Source organism: Fibrella arboris, from assembly GCF_041321095.1.
GTDB classification, from domain to species: Bacteria; Bacteroidota; Bacteroidia; order Cytophagales; family Spirosomataceae; genus Fibrella; species Fibrella arboris.
Genome location: NZ_JBGGWE010000003.1, coordinates 121,271 through 141,872, shown reverse-complemented (window position 1 = coordinate 141,872; position 20,602 = coordinate 121,271). Strand labels below are relative to the sequence as shown.

Here is a 20,602-nt window from a genome sequence, read left to right as displayed (position 1 = left end):
TTAATGGCGTAAAAGGGTGGCAAGTGCATCGTACATCATCTTGCCAACAGTGTCTGGATTAAAGGCCTCGATAATTCGTGCCGATTCATGCCCCATTTCCTGGAGCCTGGCATCGGGAGCACTGATCAGTTGGCCAATCCGGTCGGTAAGCTGGCTGGTTTGTGATGGGTCGAATCGGTATCCGTTTTGCCCGTCCTGTATCAGATCATCCACGCAGCCACAGTGGTCAGATACCAGCACAGGCATGCCGCAGGCCATGGCTTCGTTTACCACGAGGCCCCAGGGTTCAGATTGGCTGGGTAGCACCAGTACGTCGGCCAAGGCTAAAAAGCGGGGTACGTCCTGCCAGTTGCAGCCAGGTAGAAAGCGTATTTTGTCGGCCATACTCAACAAGGTCACCTGCGCCTGCAAACTGCTTTTCTGATTGCCTTCGCCCAGTAAAATTAACCCCCAATCGGTCACTGATGTGCGTCGACAGGCTTCGGCAAAGGCGTCGACTAGGACCGCCAGATTCTTGATACCGATGAGCCGACCGACATAGATTAGGTTTTTAGGCGCCAACTGATGAGCTGCCTGATCCGCCAATCGGGCTGGAAGGGCTGATTCGTACACCTGCCGCAGCAAGGCGTTGTCAACCACCGCATTGTTTTTTATCAGGATACGGGATGGACTGGCACCCAGTTGAATCATGTAGTCGGCCGCCCGGGTGCCGAAACAAAAGAAACCATCGCAGGTGCGCACGAAAGCCCGTTTCAAGTGTTCACGCCAGCCCGTTCGCTGGTTGTCAGCAGCCGTTGATTCGTTTTGCAGAATGACCCGGCACCCCCTGATCTTCAGCAGCATAGCCAGCAGCAGTTGCGCCGGATCATAATAGCCAGTGAGCAGTACGGCGTCAGGTTTAAAGGCAATACTGTGTTTGAGCAAGCCCCGGATACGGGCAGGTAAGGAGACTTCTTCGAGTGGGCCGTTGTGTAACAAGACAAAGGGATAGCCAACTGCCGAAGCCGATGGCACACCCAACCCGTTGCGATGGCCTTCGGTGAGTGCCATCTGAATAACGAGCAGCGAATCTACCGCGCTCATCTGCTCGTAAAGCTTTCTGAAAACCAGCGACTTATAATGGGCCCAAAGCGTATTATGTATGATCAGCAACCGCATAGGCTGGTTTATGCAGGTTGTAATGTGGCGGGTATGGCATTGTCGGTAGTCGGCAACGGCTCATCCACATAACCTCTGGTTAACTGGGGTGGGTACGTTACGCCCAGAAAACGAGCAAAAAGGCACAGCGGGTGAAGCGTAGCCATTTCATACGGTCGTCCGCTGGTGAAGTAACTGACAATGAAAAAGAAATAGAGATAGGCACACCATATTTCTATTTCTGTGCGGCCACTACTGTTGGCGATGATGAACGACGATTTGCCCATCTGGTAAAAAATGAACGCATACAGGAGGAAGCCAAAGATCCCCTGGTTGATCAATGTCTCGAGCATTGGGATATCCATGAAGAAATATTTATAGCCGTAGCCCATAATCAGCCCTAGTGGGTCGCCCATAACGGCATAGGTCGTATAGGTCCAGCTCAGTACCCGGTTCACCGACGAGCCGTCTAGCTCGGCCAGATCGCCTTTCTGGTTTTCAGCCCCGAGAAGAGCCAAGATGTTTTCGCTGAATCGGCCAAAAATCATGTCGCCGTAAAGGGTAATGATATCCCAGATCTCTGGCTTAACAATGATTAACCCAATCAGCGCCAGAAACGGCAGCGATAGGACAATGAGCGATAAGGGACTGATCAGTATTTTCAATATCTGCTTGGGCGACGTATGTTTCAGGTTTACCACAATGAAAATAACAGCCGCAATCAATGTGGATAAAATAGCTGATTTACTGAAGGTTAGCATCAAAATGACCACATTGAAAAGCACTAGGGCAATGGCCAGCGCTTTGATAAAAAAGGATTGGTTTAGCCGGTTTCCCCACATCAGGCAGCATAAAAGACCAATCTGCGCGTTCCGGGAAAATACGTGGGGATTCCCCATCTTTTCACCCGGCTCCCCAAACTGAATGGCGGCCCGCTGCCCAATTGTCCAGTCGGGATCTATCATCAGGGCATATACGAGAGCCAGATTCGACACCAGCGTGAAAATTACACCTACGATAATAAGTTGTTTCGTGATTTCATTGGGAACATTGACCAGCATAAGCATGAAAATGATGACGAACGCATAATAGACCATGTCTTTGCTTCGCTCACCTACAGCAATTTCATTGAATAGAAAGGCGTAAAGGATACACATGAAGACGAAAGCCAACAGCGCATTGAAAACAGGAATATTAGGCGCATATAGTTTTCTGAGTATGGTGGTGGGAACCATAAGCACCATGCCCAGTAACATGAAGCCGGCTGTGAAAATGGCTGAGTCAATAGGAATGCCGACAGTTTCTTTAAAGAAAAAGCCCAGCGGATAACCATCCAGTACGATGAAAAGGCCCAGACACATCCGAATCAAAGCCCACTTGTGCAAAAAATTACGCATTAGATTGACGTAGCGTTAATCGGTGATACATATAGCTAAATTGGCCACGGACCAAAAACCAAAGTAATTTACGGAGCTTACTGTAGCGTCGCCAGAGTTTGCCACTCAACCGGCTTGCCAGTTGCGGCCGATACCGTTCGCTTACCTGCTTGTGCTCGACAAGGCCCACGGTAGCCGCTATCTGCGACGATTTAGCATCGGGCTGAATGCGAAAACCGCCCCAAAAGCCAGGTACGTGCCTGAACTGAATGCCCGGCCGAACGCCCAGTCGGGTAACGATCTCGTAGTCCATCACAAAGCGTAATGATTCATCGAGCCAGCCTGATTCGGCCAACAACGACCGGCGAATAAACAGTGATTGATTAAATACCTGCATGCCTTCGTGTACCTGGCAACCGGCACTGAACGAGGGGACGCGTAGTTCCTCCAGAATAACGTCCTGCTCATCGATGATGTACATATCACCGAAGAAAATATCGGTATCCGGCGATTTTTGCCAGGCTTCGGCTACCCGCCAGAGGGCATCGGGTGCAAACACGTCGTCGGAATTCTGATAGGCAACATAGTCACCTGTAGCCCGGCGGAAACCTTTGTTGATGGCATCCGTCTGCCCATTATCTTTCTCCATGACCCAACCGGTCAGGTGATCCGAATATTTTTCCAGGATAGCCTGCGTACCGTCGGTCGAGCCGCCATCCATGACGAAGAACTCCAGATTGGGATACTGCTGATTAAGTACGCTTTGTATGGTTCGTTCGAGAAATTCGGCCTGGTTGAACGAAGGCGTGACGACCGTCAGTTTAGGAAGTTTACCCAATAGCCGTGCCGAAGCAGCAGGCTGCGGAGGGGCTGTCACAAACTCATGGAGCGGTTGACGGTGTTTTTCGTTGAACGATGAAAGAGGCACAGGGTCGGTAGGTTGAATCGGTCAATAACGGTTGTGAATCAGCTCAGTTGCCTGTACAGGTTTTCTGTTTTCGTCGCTGTCTTTTCCCAGGAGAAGTGGGCGAGCCGTTGCGTTCCCTTCTGCCGCATAGACTGCTGAAGCGAACTGTCTGTCAAGACTTTTTCCACGGCGCAGGCAATAGACTCGTCCTGTTCAGGATCGAAATAAACGGCCGCATCGGCTCCTACTTCGGGCAATGAACTCCGGTTACTGAGAATCGCCGGGCAACCAGCGCTGAACGCTTCGAGCACCGGAATACCGAAACCTTCGTTGAGCGATGGAAACACGAAAGCTTCGGCCTGATGGTACAGTTCGTACAGCGACAGATCGGTGATGGACCGGTAGTGAATCCGTTGCCCAAAGCCAGAAGCCTGAAAGCATACTTTCTCGTCATGAGTAAACGAGCCTCCTCCAGCGCAGATGAGGTGCAGGTTGGCGTGTTGACGAAATACTGGCTGGATGGCCCGGAAGAACCCCTCGAAATTTTTATATAGCCCTCGTTTGCCTACATAGAGCAGATAGGGATGGGCGCCCGGAACGGCCGGTACATGCGATCGTTGCCTGCTGAATGCCGTGCCGAGGTGAATGACGTCAATCTTTTTTTCGTCGACCGGAAAAAACCGGAGAATTTCCTGCTTCGAAAATTCAGACACGGCAATGATTTTATCGGCGCGGGCGAGCTGAATCTTTTTGGCTGCCGACAAATGCTCGCCAACTTCAGGATACTGCTTCCCATAGCGCTCACTGGTGGCGTCGTGGAAGGTAACGACCAAAGGCCTATTCCCCAGATTACGCAGGAAATAATTGTGGTAGTAGGTTGGATGGAAAACCTGATAATCGCCCATCCGTACCCGCTGATTGCTATACAGTCGGTTCACCGCCGACGCCAGACGGCTTACGTTGCGCCAGTGGGCTAACCCGTAGCGGCGGTGCGTACTGAATGATGCCTTGTCGAGATATTCGTTATTGGAAAACTGAAGCGACAGCTCAAAATCGATATCGTCGCGGTCGGCATAGGCCTGCATAAGCTCATAAAAGTACCGGGTAACGCCCCCGTAGGTCATGCCCGTGAAGGCCTGATGATCATACAGTACTTTCATCGCTTACTAACGCCTGTTGGATTTTTCTGTGAAATCGGGCGCAAATTAGCCAAAAACACTCGGTTTTTCCTAGAATATCTATCTACTGACCAGCCACAGACGGTTCGCTCCGCAAGCTGATTAGCGGTGTATGGGCCGCACAGGTACGTTATTGATCCAGTAACTCAGCCGACGAAGCCGTTGAACGGCTGAATACTGCCAGCCACGCAGCAGCACTGGTTCTGGCTGTTGTCCGTAGGCAGGCGGAGTAGCCAGCAAGGCCGCCTGCTGATTGGCGTTGAGCGCAGTCTGGTAGGCACTAAGCAACGTACCTACATCAGGCCGCTTGTTGATCTGGAGTCGCGTTTGCCGTTGGAAAAGCCCTTCGTGCGGGTGAAGTAACCCCAAAAAATCAGCGGTTAGTAAAGGTGCCGACGAGCCATTCGTGATCACCTGCCAGCCACTGGGGGCATTGGCCAGCGGACGCTCTGACAGGTTCCACAGGGCCACCTGCACGCCGGGATCTTTTACGATACCTGCAGCATTGAACAGGGTAGGTACGTGCATGAGCCAGAGCTGGTCCAGGCATTCGCCAGCACAGAAGTTGATATGGGCGCGATCGGCTGTGCGGCTTTGCCACCATCGTAACATCGTTTCGGTATCGGCGTGGGGCCCAAAACCAAGTAGCCCGCTACTGTACAGGCCCACGTTTTGCAGGTGCTTCTCATCGGGTTGCTGCTCATCGGCGGGCGTTTTTAGCCAGTGTGGATTCAGCAGGACGCTGTGGTGGGCTAACTGCGCAAATAAGGCGTCGAGTGAATGATAAACGAAGGCCGATGGATCAGCATAAAGCAGGCCTTCGGTCCCTGCCTGCTGATACGCAGCCTGAACAAAAGCGGGTTTGCACGCCGCCCGAAACTCGGTTGGTGTGTACCGCTGCGACAGGATCAACACTTCGTTTGCCGACAGGTTTGTGTTGGCGAACGTCAGTATCGGGTAGGGCGACGACCAGTCGGCGGGTAGGCGAGTGGGGTCATCGGCGAGGCCAATAAGAAACCGCCTTGATGGATTGTGTTGAAGAAAACTGGCGCCAAGCGTTAAGGCCTGAGGCAGTTGGGCGATCGTACAGACGGTAAGCAGCATTATTCGAGAAGGTCGCCAGCGGCGGCAATAAAGGGTGCAAGCCGATTGGCATCGGCATCGACATAAGAGTGATAACGACCAGTCAGTAAACCCTGGCTCACTGGCCAGAGCCGGGCCAATCGGTTAGTGGGCAAATTGGCGCGCATGGTTATATGGGCCAGTCTGTTCTTCAGGGCCTGTAGTCCGGAGGCGTGGGCACCTACTCGTTCGCTAAGCAGAAGTAATAGGGTTTGCCAGCAGGTCTGCTGCTCCCGGAATGGGGCTAGTTTCAGCGAGCGATCGCGGTTGAACCGGTCGCGAAGCCGGACTGGCGGCCCGGCCTCGGGTGGGCGAACACCTATTTGTTGGGTGGGATGGGTACGGTAGTATTGGAGCGATTCGGCCACAAAATCAATCTGATCGGTAGCTGCAGCTACCAGGGCCAGCCAGCCGTCATATACGTACCCACCGGGCACGGTAGGGGGGATGGGGAGGGCACGCTCCCGAAACGATTGCCGGAACGCCATGGCGCACCCCATAACCCGGTTACCATTCAGCAACACGTGCATGGCCCCGCCCTGTTGCCATTGCTGCTGGTCAGCCGCTCCGAAGCGGACCACATCCCAGAACTGTTGCTGAGAGGGGGTCAGGCTTGTATCGGCTACAGTGGCGTTCCCGAAAACAACGTCGCAGTTGGGGTGCGCCAACAGGTGACTGGCGAGCGTTCTGGTTTTGTGGGGCAGCCAGGCATCGTCCTGATCGCAAAGGAAGATAAGCTCACTGGTACAGGCGGCAATAGCTTGTTCAAAGTTACCATTGAAGCCCAATGGGGCCTTGTTGGCGAGAATGGTTACGCGAAATGGAGCTGAAAACGCTAGCTCATTGATGAGCGTCAGCGTTCCGTCTGTTGAGCCGTCATCGCTGATGACAACTTCGGCTGGAAGCCATTCCTGTGCCAGTAAGCTAGCCCACTGCTCGCGCAGGTACGTGGCTCCGTTGTACGTACAGAGAGCTATGGAGAGGCTGGGTCGCTGGTCAGATGGTGTATCCATACTGTGCAAAGATAGGCCGCCAATAGTCAGTGCCATGAATGTCCCAGGCATGACACCCAAATGGTAACTTGCCCCGATTATAGACAGATACCGCCCGCTCAGGGTAAAACTCAACGGCAAACTGCATCGCCGTTCGGAAATCAGGTACGTGCAGATGCCGCCAGTACCGGTTTACTTCAACGCCCCAGAACACGTCTTCGTTGAACTGATGTGCACTGACGGACTCATATTTATCCAGCCGTGCCTGTAGTTTTCGCAGGGCGTTCAGCGAGTGAGCGATGTGTCGAAGGGATAGCCCCCCGTTGCCCACGCCGTTGAGGGTGGTGATCTCGCGCGGCGTAATGCCATCGTCTTTGCGAAGATCCAGCCAGAGCGCTATTTGCTTTTTGGTATTAAACCAGTATTCCGACCACTGCCCGTCAAAATCGCAGTCGCGTAGCCAGGGCGCACCAATGTAATCATAGCCACGGGTGCACCAGCTGGCTAGTTCGTCGCTAAAGACAAAGGCATCCAGCTGATGAATAAGCATATACTCAAAATCAGCAAAGGCCTGGTAAAAGGTGGCCGACAACATAAGCCGGTTATAGCTCTGTACCGACTGAAAATACGCATCGTTGAATGAACGTACCTGTACCGACGCTGGCAACGTTTGCAGAACCGGGGACAAATCAAGCGAATGTGGTTTGGCAAAAATGACGGGATAATGCCCCAAAATCCGCATGCACTGTGTCAGGGCTATCGATTCATACTGGGTTAACGTCGCTTTATAAACCGGAATAACGATGCAAACGCTTACTGCGGAGACGGTCATTTTAGTAGTACGCGTACGGTTGGTTTGTCCCGTAAAGGTACGGACTAGCGGTGCTCAACCAATCCATTCTGTTAGCTTACGCACAGGTATGTTCACTAATCGCCGAATGCGTTGATAATACAGTACGGGCGTAGCTTTGATGTAGCTACAAGGGTAGGCCCGATAGGCATCATTTCCGTTTTGTATCAGTCGGCTATGGTAAAGCTGAAAAACAGGGACCAGATCGGGTCGTTGCTCAAAGGTATACCGGGTCTGGTATTTTGATAGCTCGCTGGGTTTCTGAACGCCGTAGCCACTGTAATGAAAAAACTGAAGCGGTACTGTTTCGCCGCCAGCAGGGTCTTCTACGCACCAAACGCCGTTCTGCTGCGCGAGGATACGTTCGTGGATGTTCCAGTAAGCCACATTGTATCCCTTGTGCTTTTCGATCAGCACATCAGGGTAATAGATTGGCGCAAAATTTACCCAATGCTGATCAACGAACAGGCCCGCACAAAGGTCAATTCGACACTCGTAGGTTAGCCGCTGTTGCCACCAGTGAACAAACTCACGGGCCGTATCGTCGTTGCGCAAACCAATGAAGCCGAGGTTGAAAATACCGGTGTTCAGATGATGCTGTTCGTTGGGCGTTTCCCAGTCTGGCGTTGGCGCAATGGTATGCGGTGTCAACACCAGGCTGTTTGCTGCCAGGGCCTCATCCAGTCGGGTAAGCGGCTGAAAAACAATAATGTCGGGGTCGAAATAGACAACAGCGTCTGGTCGGGCAGTACCGGGTCCGGGCTGGCTGTTGAAAAAATAGTCGATAAAAAACGGCTTCACTGCGGTGTTCAGCTCGGTGATATCGTAGCGGGCGCACATCCCATCGAAATCCGGAATGCCCAGGGTAGCTACTTCTATCATCGGGTAGGCCGGCAACAGGTGTGCAGGCAAACTGGCCGTTGCCAGATCATCGACGAGGCCAATCACAAATTGCCAGTCGGGATTGGTCTGTTTCAACGAATCGCCGAGGGTGCGGGCCTGGGCGAGGTAATTCACCGAGCAAATAGTAAAGGCCAGTGTCATTAGTGAACGGTAATCGTGAAGACTAAACGAGAGGAGCCGGGGTTGGCTGGCCGGTCAGTTGGTTAATAATTGACAACAACTGGCTGCTGCTTTGTTGAAGGCTATGACGCTGCTGAATCTTCTGGCGTAACGTCTGCCCAAATTCATGCCGCAATTCTTCATTGGCAACCAGCCGCTGCATGGCATTGGCCATCGCCAGCAAATCCAGATACGGTACCACCGCACCGCCGTCAGTCTCTACCAGTTCGGCAGCACCCCCTGCTCCGTCGAAACAGACAACCGGTACGCCCGACAAACCGGCTTCCAGCATCACCAGTGGGTATGGGTCTTCGCGGGAGCAAAGCACAAACAGATCGAAGCGGGCCATGTAGCGAAGCACGTCGGGAGTGGGAGCCACGAAACGTACCTGATGGGTGAGCCCGGCTTTGGCTACGTCGAGTGTCAGGTCGTCATGCAACGTACCTGGGGGCAAACCCACCCAAACGAAATAGACAGGCTGGCTTGTCTGCTGCGGCAGACTGTTGAACATACGAGCCAGCGCCACAAACAGATCGGTGCCTTTACGCCATTCTGCATTGCCACACCCGCCAACTACCAGGGCATTGGGGGGCAGATCATCCAGTGCGGGTAACAAACCGGTTCGGGCTTGGGCGGCGTCTAATGCCTGCTGAATGGTCGGCAGGTCAATGAGTGTGAATAGCGTAATTCGTTCAGGGGCAACCTGCCAGGCCGTTTGGTAATAGCTGGCCGTTGCCTTCGACACCGCCAGAATACGGGTTGCCCGCGCCAGTAAATACCGAAGCTCGTCGGGGTTGGCATACAGGTGAACCGACATAGCCAGCTCGTGCACAAAGGCCAGGACAGGTACGTTACTGGGCAAGGGCAGCTGCCGAAAGTAGCGGCTGCTGGTAACGGTATTGACCAGCACCAGATCAACCGTATCGAGGTGGAGCGCTGCATGGAGCGCCCCGCGTTGCCGTTGCTGTTGCCGGTTGGCCTGTTGCTGCCACAAGCCCAGTTTCCCCAATACTTTGTCGGCCGTTGGGCCAGCCACGTAAGGGGCAGGCTGGGGCCAGAGCGTCACGGTTGCCAACTGCTCATAATCGGCCAGCAGGGGGCCTCCCTCACCAAGTAGCAGGTGGAGCGTGATAGTTCTGGCCCGCAGTTGCTGCATCAGCTGAAGCAGCACCAACTGAGCCCCGGCCCGGTTTGCGTCATGCCCGATTAAGAGTATTGTCATTGCTATCGCGTCATTGAACGTTCACCGGCTTAATACGTATCGTAGCTTGGTTGCGGTAGCTTTTTGGGCGGGTTGCCGATGTAAACACCCCAGGGGTCCGAGTTCTTGAAGAGGGCCGAGGCCATGCCCAGCAGGGTGCCTTCAGCTACCGTCAGGTAATCACGGATGGTGCTGTTTACACCAAAGAAACAATACGACTGAATGTGGCAATGCCCCGACATGACCACATGGGAGGTGAAAAAGACGTGATCATCAATTCGGCCGTGGTGACCGATGTGATTGCCACTCCAGAGTACTACATTATTACCAATCGTTGTGAAAGGCTGAATGGTGTTATCTTCCAGGATGAAGCAATTTTCGCCAATCTGATTCCCGAATGTCGTTGCCTTTGAGCTGATGTACGAAATGAATTCGTAGCCTTTCGCCTTGGCGGCCATATATACTTTTTCACGATTCCGGTTCATGTTGCGGCCAGTCATGGGGGCAAAGAACTGGTAGGCCGATGGGGGGAACAGTGTCTCAACGTCTTCAAACGCCACCACGGGCAGCCCTTTAAACGACGCCTCTGTCAAATATTCCCGATCAACAGTAAACGCAGCAACGGTGTGCTCCGAGTCGTTGGTGAGGTAAAAATGCGCTAGCTCAGCCGTGTCGAGTACGCCGAAGATGATGATGTTAGCCATGAGTGAAAGAGTGAAAGAATGAGAGAGAGAACGAGTGAACGAGCGGCCCGGCGTAAGCAACTTGTCGCCGGGCCGCTCGTTCACTCGTTCTCTCTCTCATTCTTTGAAATAAGGTCAAACTTAGATAATAGTGGGCGAATCGCTTCGGCCTCCAGGTTCATAAGCAGGTCCAGGATAGACAGCCACGGAACAAACGCTGTGCCGCCCGTTTGTGGGTACGTTATCCGGTGCGGTTGAATAAACCGAAGCTCACAACCGATCGGGTCAAAGGCCGACTGGTTATACAGTTCAGTACCACCAATCGGATTGATGTACCGATCGGCACCTTCCTGCCGACAAATATCGACAATTCGTTCCTGCGCTTTCAGGTGGCTGTTTTCGTAAATAGTCGAGGAAGCTACCAAACGGGTGGTAATGCCCAGGTGCGCCGTCAATTCAGTAAAACTATGGAAGATATAATCGGCAACCGAAACGCTGGATTGCGTCCCCGCCTGGAAGTTGACAATACGCTCTGTCATGGGCATCACGGTAGTGTATTGCGGTGCCTTCCGGTAGCTTTGTTCGATGGTTTTCAGCAGTTTACCGCGCCACTTGGGGTCGCTGGCCAGTTCAATCTCCCGGATCAATTTATTCTGGCTCGCTTCTTTCAGGGGAATCGTGAACAGATACTCTTTACCATGAACCAGTAGGCGGTTCCGGTTGACCCAGCCCCGGTTAATGAACGCCACGTCGTCGTAGAACACAAACGTATCAACGCTATGCATCAATTGTATGTACCCGATGTAGGGCAGCACATAAGGCTGCATGATGGCGAGGGTCATAGGAGAGGTAGAAACGAACTGGTGCCTGGAACGTACCTGAGCACCGGAACAGGTACCAACCGTTATTTAAGCTTACGAAGGTAATAATCTTCGCCGGGCACTACTACGTATGGTGAATGTGCGGCGGCGGTGTCGGTACCCAGTCTGATATCACCTGGACGGGGATGAATCACGTTTTTCGAGAAAAACAGGTACGTGGCTTCTTTCGGAATCGGCTGAACACCCTTTTCAAATGGATTGATCGGTATCAGCCGGCGACTAAGGTGCGCTCCATAAAGTGGGTACTCGTAATCATCATTGATGGTGCCCAAAGCGACCGTTGCCGAGTCGGGGACCAGCTCATCGAACCGTTTGTAGGGCAGGTACGTGTCGGGCCTTCCGAAGGTCATGGCCCGGATGCGGTCAGCGTCGAAGATGGAGGGAAACCGAGTGCCATCGGGGGTTGTCCAGGCGAAAGGCAACGCACGAATGTTCAGGAAGACACAGCCAAACGCCGAAAGCGCGCCGCCTGTCAGTACCAGGGCCACGTAGCCTTTCAGCAGCGGTTTACCCGGCAGGGCCAGATTTAAGCGGGGATTCAGAAAAAGCAACGCCAGGAAAAGGATGCCAAATAGCCCCGTTTCTGTAAAATAGCGCCCCTTGAACGGATCATAAGGAGCCGAATAGGAGAGGGCGAGCAGATGGAGCAGAACGGCAATGCCCAGGTACACATGCGGCGTGGAACGAACCACGAACAGCAGTGTCAGGAGGAGCAGCGGAATAATCAGCCCGAAGCCAATGATGCCCCAGTATGGGTTCGCATTGTAAAAGACAAATTTGCGCTGGAACGTAAACGGAACAATCGAGAAGTCAGTCTCCTCGTCGAGGCGCATATGCAGCTTATCCTCCAGCCAGATAACAGGTTTGCGCATGGCCCGGTTTAGCTGTTCACCAGTGGCGGTATTGCGCAGCCCATCGAGATTGATGTGATCGTAGGTATACCGAATCACATTTCGTGACCCTTGTTCAACCAAATTTCGAAGCGATCCTGCCCGTTCTACCGACTGGTGACGCAGGGCGGTGGGCGGGCCGATGGGATGACCAAACACTTCCACGTTTTTCAGATACCCCGTCGGCAGCATCCATAGACAGACACCGATGGCCATGGCGGCCGCTAACCTACCAGTGCGCGCAGCTGTCGTTGCCAGCGAATCAGACCAGAATACGGTGTAAATCATGACGACAAATACCGATGGCAAGAGCAGCGTAAACGTGACTTTATGGCCGTAGGCTACGCCAAAGGCTATGCCAGCCAGCCAGAGGTACCGATTGTCGCGGGCAGGATGCTGGCCTGAACGTTCCGATGCCCGGTAGGCAAACAGCATATACAGCAAGACGCTCAGGTAAGCTGTGAGCACAATGTCGGTTTCGGTCGTAACGGCCTGCATCAGAAAATCGGGTAACAGGCTCATGCATAAAGCGGCCAGAAAACTGGCCGACAGCGTAGTGACAGCACTGCGTGCCTGTACCTGCCCAATCCGTTGAACGATGCCAAATACGGCCACAATGGTGGTCCAGTAGGCGAGGTGATGGATAATTTTGAACCCGTTTTCAAACCGCCCGGTCATCAGGTAACCATAGATCTGGAGGGTGCACACGCTTTTGGGATATGTATCAATGTTCCAGTTGGTACCACCAAAATGGCGCATAGTTCCCCGCTGCATATACTGCACAATCCGGTTGAGGTGTCCGGTCATGCTGTCCCACTCATTCGGTACCGTGAACAACACGATAGCCAGGTTTGTCACGCTGAGCACAAGCAGTGTCAGAAACAGGACCGAAAACAGCATTTTGGCATAGGGGGGCAACCCGTTAAACCAGCGCTGTGTCAATGTCCACCGTTGCCCAATGAGCAACAAGGGCGCCATAGGGAGTGGCTTTCCGGCTAATGCCCGTAGGCTGAAACCAAGCAGCGAAGCGGTAATGAAAACAGAAAATGCCCATACCCACTCATGATTGGTCTGGTACAGCGCCGACAGGACAAAGCCCGTGAGAATGACGCTACTGGCATAGAGCAGAAACGATACAAGCAGCCATTCAACCAGCGAAGGGCGGGCTACGCGGGCAGCGAGCCAGCCAACGTACCCAACAAAAAGCAGTAGAAAGACGATCATTTATACCGCCTCGGCCATGATGGCCTCATTTACAACCTGACAAATGCGGTCTACATCGGCTTCGGCTAAACCCGGATATAATGGCAGGCTCAGTACCCGGCTGGCAATATCTTCTGAAACAGGGCACGACTGGGCCTGTTTCACGAAGGGAAGCGTGTTCAGCGACGGGTAGAAATAACGGCGCGGGACAATACCTTCAATGGCCAGCGCGTCGACAACATGATGCAATACCTGTTCAGAGGCCAGCACCACCGGGTAATAGGCGTAGTTGTAGCGTGTCATGCCCGGCGCCAGTACCGGACGGCTAATTCGGGTAAAATCGAGGCGGCTGTTATACTGTTCTGAAATGGTTTGCCGGGCACCGATCAACTCGTCTACTTTAGGCAGCACACATAGGCCCATTGCCGCATGAAATTCAGAGGCTTTGGCATTGATGCCCATACTGTAATAGTCGTCACCATGATGGCCAAAGGTACCGAAGTGCTGCATTTTTTTCGCCAACTCGTCATCTGGTGTGATCAGGCAGCCGCCTTCAACGGTATGGAAAACTTTTGTCGCGTGAAAACTGCACGTGCTCACATCACCATAGTCGAGAACCGCACGACCCTTATACTCGGCACCGAACGCATGAGCGCCGTCATATATAACTTTAAGGTTGTATTTAGTGGCCAACGCCTCAATTTGCTCGATCCGGCAGGCATTTCCATAGACATGCGTGGCCAGAATCGCCTGCGTATTTTCGGTAATGAGCGGCTCGATCAGGTCGGCATCGATGCAGAAATCATCGGCCCGAATGTCAGCGAAAACAGGTGTGCATCCCTCCCACAGAAGCACATTAGTAGTAGCGCAGTAGGAGAACGGTGTAGTAATTACCTCCTTCGTGATATTCAGCGCTTTCAGGGCCAACTGAAGTACGATGGTTCCGTTGGTACAATACTGTAGATGCCGGGTACCCAGATACGCCTGCATTTCGGCTTCTAACCGACGTACCAATGGACCGTTGTTTGTTAGATGAACTCGCTCCCAAACTCCCTCTAGCAAGCGAGTATATTCGGCAAGGTCAGGTAGGTATGATTTGGTGACGTTGATCATGTGCAGTGGGCGGTTACGAACAGGTCATCGTTAAACAACCTTGTATCGTCGCCAAAATTACAGTGCAATCCGCGGAAAATACTTACCGTATATCAATGATCGGTTCCAGAGCCTGCACGCGGAATGGGAACTGAGGACGAACGTACCCAGGCCATTTGCCATACCAGGCCACCCCTTCACGGAAGTCTTCCACATCGAAAGTGATTCCTTCTTCCATGTTGTACAGGGGAGTTACCGTATCCTTCACAATCATAACCGATATGGTGTATGTACCATCATTGAGGAAATAACCCGGAATGATACATTCTCCCTGGACCAGGCCTTTTCCGTAGGTGGTCGATTCGCTACCTACGTTGAAAATACATTCACCCGTTAAGGAATATAGGTGAAGACTCAAGTTCAGATTTGCCCGGTCCATCATAGTCCAGAACTCAAACTGAACGCGCATTGGCGTTCGCACGTCAATGTGGGTGGTTCCTGCCGGATAGTCTGGAAGCAGTTCCATACGACGCACTCTAACCAAATCATTGCCCGGGGCTTCATCGGGCGTGGCCCATTCCCGGCGGAGTCTGGTACGTGACACCTTGCTCAGGTACGACGCCACTACCTGATTGGTTTCGCCCTGCTCGATCAACTGCCCTTTTTCAAAATACAGTGTCTTGTTGCATAGTGCCTGTACGGCAGTCAGGTTGTGGCTGACAAACAGGATGGTACGCCCGCTAGCCGAATTGTCGCGCATTTTGCCGAGGCTCTTTTTCTGAAAATCGGCGTCACCAACGGCCAGCACTTCATCCACGATCATGATCTCTGGATTCAGGTGCGCCGAAATGGCAAACCCAAGCCGGACATACATACCAGACGAATAGCGCTTGACGGGCGTATCCAGGAAACGTTCAACGCCCGCAAAGGAGACGATCTCATCAAACGCTTTGCGGATTTCGTCGCGCCGCATACCCAGCAGCGAGCCGTTTAGGTAGATGTTTTCCCGGCCTGTCAGTTCTGGGTGAAAGCCTGTGCCAACTTCGAGCAGGCTGGCCACACGCCCTTTGATACGAACCGAACCGCTGGTGGGCTCAATGATTTTACTTAAAATTTTGAGCAGGGTAGACTTTCCGGCTCCGTTATGCCCAACGATGCCGACCCGATCGCCTTGCTCAACGGAAAAATTCACATCCCGTAAGGCCCAAAACTCTTCGTGCGTTACCTCGTCGGAATTATCAGGTCCACCAAACCAGCCTTTTACTGTACCGGTTATGGCATCCCGCAGGCTGTTCGTACCCTTGCCGCGCTTGTGGTCAATGATGTAGTGTTTACTTATGTTTTCTACCGTGATAACGGACATGAGGCGGACAGTTAAATGTCGTCGACAAAGCTACTTTCCCGCTTTCGGAAAAAAACAATCGACAGACTGAGGCAGACTAGGCTAATGACTACCGAATATACTAAACTCTGCGGATTAAGGTGCGTTTTACCCCCCAGCAACGACCATCGGAAACCGTCGATAATGCCGACCATAGGGTTCATAATGTAATATTTCTCATACCACGTACCTGACACCTGTGCACTGCTGTAGGCAATAGGACAGGCGTAAAAACCGACCTGCACCAAAAAGGGAATTAGCTGTGCCACATCGCGGAACCGTACATTGATGACCGCAAAAAACAGCCCGAAAGCAAAAGCGGCTAGCAGGGCTAAAGCCACAAAGAGTGGCATCAACAGAATATGCCAGTCTGGTATAAACTGGTACCACACTGCTATAATGACAAACAGAACCAGCGCAATTAAAAAGTCGACCAGGCTAACAGCAACCGCACTCAATGGCATTAGTAACCGGGGGAAATAAACCTTGGTTACCAGGTTAGCATTGGTCGTTATGCTCGAACTGATTTGTGTAAACGCATTGGAGAAGAACGTCCAGATAGTAATACCAGCCAGCACCATCAGGGCATAAGGTACACCGGGATCTGGGCGGAGTTTCGCCACCACGCTGAAGACGAATGCCATCACCAGCATGGTGGCCAACGGCCGAATCAGGCTCCACGATGCACCCAAGGCCGTTTGTTTGTACCGAACAGAAATATCGCGGACCGACAGAATGTATAGCAACTCCCGGCTTTGCCACAAGTCGCGCCAGTAATAACGTTCTGGTCGGCCCGCCTGAATAATAACTTCGTGGGTCTTCATTAGCTGACTTCTTTGTTCCTCGCCATATTACGCAGCGTTTCCCGAATGAAAACGACAACGATGCCAAGCACCAATCCGATTGCCAACCCTGCCTGCATGGCAATTTTGGCAGGTACGGTTCTGAAGAGCGGTAACATGACTGGCTCAATGATGGTAAACAGCGGCTGTTCCCGGATTAAGGAGAGGCGCAGGTTGTCTAGACTCGTCACAGCTCCGTAATACTGTTGTGTCAGGAAGGTTGAACTCCGGTTTAGACGGCTTTCCTTCAATTGTCCCTCGGCAACAACGACCTGCTGGTTCTGGTTTAAGTAACTGGCTAATTTATCTTCTGTGCCACTTAGCTTTCTGTAGAGCGAATCAACCCGGTGCTCCAGTAAGGTGAGCATGTCCCGCGTTTTTCTGGTTTGTTTCGACTTGTAATCATCTTCGACAGTTACAATGTGATTTTCAACAAACGCTTTTGCCAACTCTGGATTTTCCATCTCGGCAATCAAGGACATAAACGACGACTTACGGTCTACTCCCTTAATGGAGATCTCATCGGCCAGCCGCGACTCGATATCAGCCATGGCGGCAATTTCTAGTTTGGAAAACTTCTCCCGCTGTTTGGCTTCCTTAAACGTGAAATCGTGCAGATCGTCACTCTCTTCCCATTCGGTGTTTCGAATGCCACTGTGCATCATGTAATAGTTGACCAGCAGGAAAGACGTATCATTGATGACTACCGTCTTCATGAGCGTCTTTTCGAGTACAGGCCGCGACTTCGTATACAGCATGAAGTTGTCGCCGGTGAAAATGTTCGCTTCTGGTGCAGCCTGACCAAGGCCGAAAGCACTGGCCAGGGCTCCTAAGTCAGCCATTTGATTACCCCCGTTGCCACCGCCCAGGTTGAAGACGATCTTGGCAGAATACAGCGTCTTCTTTTTGGATGTAGCATCTATAATATAGCCGATAACGCCACTGATTGCTATCATGCCAAGCAATACCAGCCAGTTTCGCTTGATTACATGCTGGAAGTTTTTAGCCCGGGCAATCACTTCTTTGGGTGAAAGCTGATCGGGCGGAAGGTTAGTCGACACGACTGGTGTATTAACCTGATTCGGCGTGTTCATACGTTAGGTTGTTTGCTTACTTACCGACCTGAGATTACCGATATAGCGAGTAGCGTTGAGATTAAGCCGAGCAAGCCACTGGCAATGCCACTCACGGTGCCAATCACCTGTTGCGGAGTTAATGGGTTTGTCTTCTGAACAGGAATAATTACTTCTGCACCGGGTTCAATGCGAGGATAGACGTTGAAGAACATAAAGCGGCGTGTCCGGTCAACGGAGCCATTGGCGTACACAACGAAGGCCCGTTTACGTTGTGAGCGTTCCGTGAAACCTCCTGCCTGTGAGATATAATCCTGAAAGGTTTGGTTGTTGCGGTACTTCACGGTTGTTGGTAACAATACCTCGCCCTGGATTCGAACGGTCTCCAGCCTCTTTGGTATCCGAAGCACATCATTCTCCTGGACCAAAATATCTTCCGACGAGCCGGGGCGTTCCATAATCCGCTCCAGGTTGATACCAATCGATTCTTCCTTGTCAGAAACAATTTCTTCGACCTGAACATCTGTTTTTCGGTTATCGTCAGACAGCTCGGTTACTGACTTCTGGCGCTGAGCCAGTTCTTCAGGGCTGAGTTTTACGCGGCGAACCAGCGTAGCGCCTTTTACGTAAGCCTGAGGAGTAAGGCCGCCGGCTAAAGCAACCATATCAGATAGTTTCTGGTCTTTAGTCTGAATTGGATACAGACCCGGAATGATCACTTCACCTTCTACCCGGGCATACGTCTGTACCTGATAGTTGGGCGACCGGCGCACCACCACCTGGTCGTAGGGCTGGAGATAAAATTTACTCTCGTTACTCAACTCGAGACTGCGATCTACACTAAACTTAAGCACTTCCGCAATCTGACCCGAAGTCGATTTAGGATCAACGTCTTTCTTCCGACGGATCACTTCAACCTGCGCCAATGCTGCTGATTCGCGTAGGCCACCCACTTTAACCAGGGCATCTTCAAGCGTCATGTTAGACACGTACCCGATGGAGCCGGGCCGGTTCACCTCGCCTTCGATCAAAATATCGCCAAACTCGGCCAGTTCAAATTTCGAAGGCAACGTGATCAGGTCTTCCCGCTGTAGTGGTAGGTCTGGCTGTGTTCCATTCAGAATCTTAGTCAGGTCTACCGTAATGTTCTCGGTGGTCATGTCTTCGCGGGTACGTTGAATATTTACCCGGCCCATCAGGGCTTCACCACGGGGGCCGTCTGCACTGGCTATCAGCTCCTTAAGCGTTTTGTTCTGGTCGAGTGAATAAATACCTGGGCGATAGATCGCCCCGGCAATAGTCACCTGATTTTCGTATCGGTTCAGCACGGCTTCTGCCGCAACGAGGTCACCATCTTGCAGGGCAAACGTCTTGTATTGATCGGCCAGCACGTCAATTACTTTCAGTTCACGGTTTGTTAACCGGGTCACCTTCAGCCGGCTTTTATAGGCATTGGCCGTGAAACCACCAGCATAGAATAACAAACGGTCGATGGTCTCGCCAGGTAACATTTCGAAAATGTTGTTTCGACGAGTATTTCCCTGCAACTCAACGTGCGATATAAAACCGGGAATCCGAATGTTGTCGTTGTCTTGTAGCCGAACATTGTTGCGCAACACGCCCAGCAGCAGCAGGTCATACAAGTCAATGGTAGCAATGACTTTGTTATTGCGGATGAGCTGTACATTACGGAACGAACCAAGGTCGCTGGGACCGCCCGACGCATAGATTACGTTCATAGCCGATGAGAGCGACGAGACGCTATACGTACCTGGTTTAACAGCTTCCCCTAATACCGATACCCGAATGCTGCGGATGTTTCCCAGCGTCACTTCGATATAGGTGTTCTTGGGACCATAGCTGCTATTTTTCAGCCCTACGTATATCTTAGCCAGCCGCTCGGTGATCCGGGCTTTGGCTGATTCAATACTTAAACCAGATACATGAACCGGTCCGATACCTGAAGGCAGGTAAATGTTACCCTCTGGCGTGATGGTTTGCTTGATGGCGTCCTGCGAATAGCCGTAAATGTTGATGTCGAGCTGGTCGCCCGTACCAAGCACATAGTTGACTGGCGTGGCAATGTTCAGATTCGGCTGAAACGTAGTGGCTAAAGCCGGATTATTGAAGATCTCGTAGCCAAACAGTTTTCGCCGCGTAATTTCCCGATCCGATAACTGATCTTTAGTGCTTTCGTTGGCTTGTTCGTTGGCATTCAGCGGAACGTCGCCTTCAACCGGGTTACCATTGGCATCAAGGGTCGCTTGGCCGTTCTGGCCAGTCTGCCCATTCTGGCCAGGCTGTCCTGTTTGTCCATTCTGTACAGCCCCGTTTTGCTGGCGGCCTGTAGTGCCCGTGCCTGGTGTAGCGTTCGGATTCACATTAGCTCCCTGTTGCGAGGTACGTCCCTGCTGGGTAGTACGGCCTGGCGTTTGGCCACCTGTTTGAATTTGACCGTTCGAATTTACCCGCATGCCATTTGGCAATGTGGTGCCAGGTGGTAGAACGCCAGCTGGTACCTGGATAGTCCCTTGTGAGCTGGAGGGCGTAGCCGCTCCCGGGCGGCCGGTGGTAGTTGGGGCACTGCTACCGGCAGATGGCGTAATCTGGGCTGATGTGCTGGCGACCGTTCCGAAAAATAACCCGAGGAGTGCGATTGTGCGAGTTGAAGAACGAAGAGATTGGTCGGTAAGGCTGGCAAATAAAGAAACCCGGGAATGTTGGAATTTGGG

The 20,602-nt window shown here is 52.3% G+C and carries 17 protein-coding genes; all 17 read right to left on the bottom strand.

Features of this window, described 5'->3' with window-relative positions; translation table 11 throughout:
• Nucleotides 1–1,158 (bottom strand): glycosyltransferase family 4 protein, encoded by a 1,158-nt coding sequence (locus tag ACAW75_RS05740; RefSeq protein WP_370727730.1) that lies wholly within the window; start codon nucleotides 1,156–1,158, stop codon nucleotides 1–3.
• A gap of 8 nt (nucleotides 1,159–1,166) precedes the next feature.
• Complete coding sequence (locus ACAW75_RS05735; protein WP_370727729.1) at nucleotides 1,167–2,534, bottom strand: O-antigen ligase family protein; 1,368 nt, start codon at nucleotides 2,532–2,534, stop codon at nucleotides 1,167–1,169.
• Entirely contained in the window at nucleotides 2,527–3,441 is a 915-nt protein-coding gene (locus ACAW75_RS05730; protein WP_370727728.1) for a glycosyltransferase family 2 protein, read from the bottom strand. The genes ACAW75_RS05735 and ACAW75_RS05730 overlap by 8 nt, the downstream gene beginning before the upstream one ends.
• Nucleotides 3,442–3,479: 38 nt before the next feature.
• A complete protein-coding gene (locus ACAW75_RS05725; protein ID WP_370727727.1) occupies nucleotides 3,480–4,580 on the bottom strand; it encodes a glycosyltransferase family 4 protein in 1,101 nt (366 codons plus the stop codon).
• Between the two features lie 120 nt (nucleotides 4,581–4,700).
• Nucleotides 4,701–5,702, bottom strand: a complete 1,002-nt coding sequence (locus ACAW75_RS05720; RefSeq protein WP_370727726.1) for a hypothetical protein — start codon at nucleotides 5,700–5,702, stop codon at nucleotides 4,701–4,703.
• Entirely contained in the window at nucleotides 5,702–6,733 is a 1,032-nt protein-coding gene (locus ACAW75_RS05715; RefSeq protein WP_370727725.1) for a glycosyltransferase family 2 protein, read from the bottom strand. Before ACAW75_RS05715 ends, ACAW75_RS05720 begins: the two co-directional genes overlap by 1 nt.
• On the bottom strand, nucleotides 6,717–7,544 hold the full coding sequence (locus ACAW75_RS05710) for a DUF5672 family protein (RefSeq protein ID WP_370727724.1): 828 nt from the start codon (nucleotides 7,542–7,544) through the stop codon (nucleotides 6,717–6,719). Before ACAW75_RS05710 ends, ACAW75_RS05715 begins: the two co-directional genes overlap by 17 nt.
• Before the next feature lie 54 nt (nucleotides 7,545–7,598).
• Complete coding sequence (locus tag ACAW75_RS05705; RefSeq protein WP_370727723.1) at nucleotides 7,599–8,606, bottom strand: glycosyl transferase; 1,008 nt, start codon at nucleotides 8,604–8,606, stop codon at nucleotides 7,599–7,601.
• Between the two features lie 22 nt (nucleotides 8,607–8,628).
• Nucleotides 8,629–9,846 carry a glycosyltransferase family 4 protein gene (locus ACAW75_RS05700; protein WP_370727722.1) on the bottom strand — a complete coding sequence of 406 codons (1,218 nt, stop codon included), beginning with the start codon at nucleotides 9,844–9,846 and terminating at the stop codon, nucleotides 8,629–8,631.
• A 29-nt stretch (nucleotides 9,847–9,875) separates the two neighbouring features.
• Nucleotides 9,876–10,529: an acetyltransferase gene (locus ACAW75_RS05695; protein WP_370727721.1), complete on the bottom strand. Its 654-nt coding sequence runs from the start codon at nucleotides 10,527–10,529 to the stop codon at nucleotides 9,876–9,878.
• Between the two features lie 80 nt (nucleotides 10,530–10,609).
• The gene (locus ACAW75_RS05690) at nucleotides 10,610–11,350 is read right to left on the bottom strand and encodes a WbqC family protein (protein ID WP_370727720.1); all 741 of its coding nucleotides are present in this window, start codon (nucleotides 11,348–11,350) and stop codon (nucleotides 10,610–10,612) included.
• 62 nt (nucleotides 11,351–11,412) lie between these two features.
• Nucleotides 11,413–13,503 carry a protein O-mannosyl-transferase family gene (locus ACAW75_RS05685; RefSeq protein WP_370727719.1) on the bottom strand — a complete coding sequence of 697 codons (2,091 nt, stop codon included), beginning with the start codon at nucleotides 13,501–13,503 and terminating at the stop codon, nucleotides 11,413–11,415.
• On the bottom strand, nucleotides 13,504–14,595 hold the full coding sequence (locus ACAW75_RS05680) for a DegT/DnrJ/EryC1/StrS family aminotransferase (RefSeq protein WP_370727718.1): 1,092 nt from the start codon (nucleotides 14,593–14,595) through the stop codon (nucleotides 13,504–13,506). It abuts the gene before it with no gap.
• A gap of 82 nt (nucleotides 14,596–14,677) precedes the next feature.
• A complete protein-coding gene (locus ACAW75_RS05675; protein ID WP_370727717.1) occupies nucleotides 14,678–15,937 on the bottom strand; it encodes an ABC transporter ATP-binding protein in 1,260 nt (419 codons plus the stop codon).
• 11 nt (nucleotides 15,938–15,948) lie between these two features.
• On the bottom strand, nucleotides 15,949–16,779 hold the full coding sequence (locus ACAW75_RS05670) for an ABC transporter permease (RefSeq protein ID WP_370727716.1): 831 nt from the start codon (nucleotides 16,777–16,779) through the stop codon (nucleotides 15,949–15,951).
• The gene (locus ACAW75_RS05665) at nucleotides 16,779–17,891 is read right to left on the bottom strand and encodes a GumC domain-containing protein (protein WP_370727715.1); all 1,113 of its coding nucleotides are present in this window, start codon (nucleotides 17,889–17,891) and stop codon (nucleotides 16,779–16,781) included. The genes ACAW75_RS05670 and ACAW75_RS05665 overlap by 1 nt, the downstream gene beginning before the upstream one ends.
• Before the next feature lie 20 nt (nucleotides 17,892–17,911).
• Entirely contained in the window at nucleotides 17,912–20,344 is a 2,433-nt protein-coding gene (locus ACAW75_RS05660) for an SLBB domain-containing protein (RefSeq protein WP_370727714.1), read from the bottom strand.
• Between the last annotated feature and the right edge of the window lie 258 nt (nucleotides 20,345–20,602).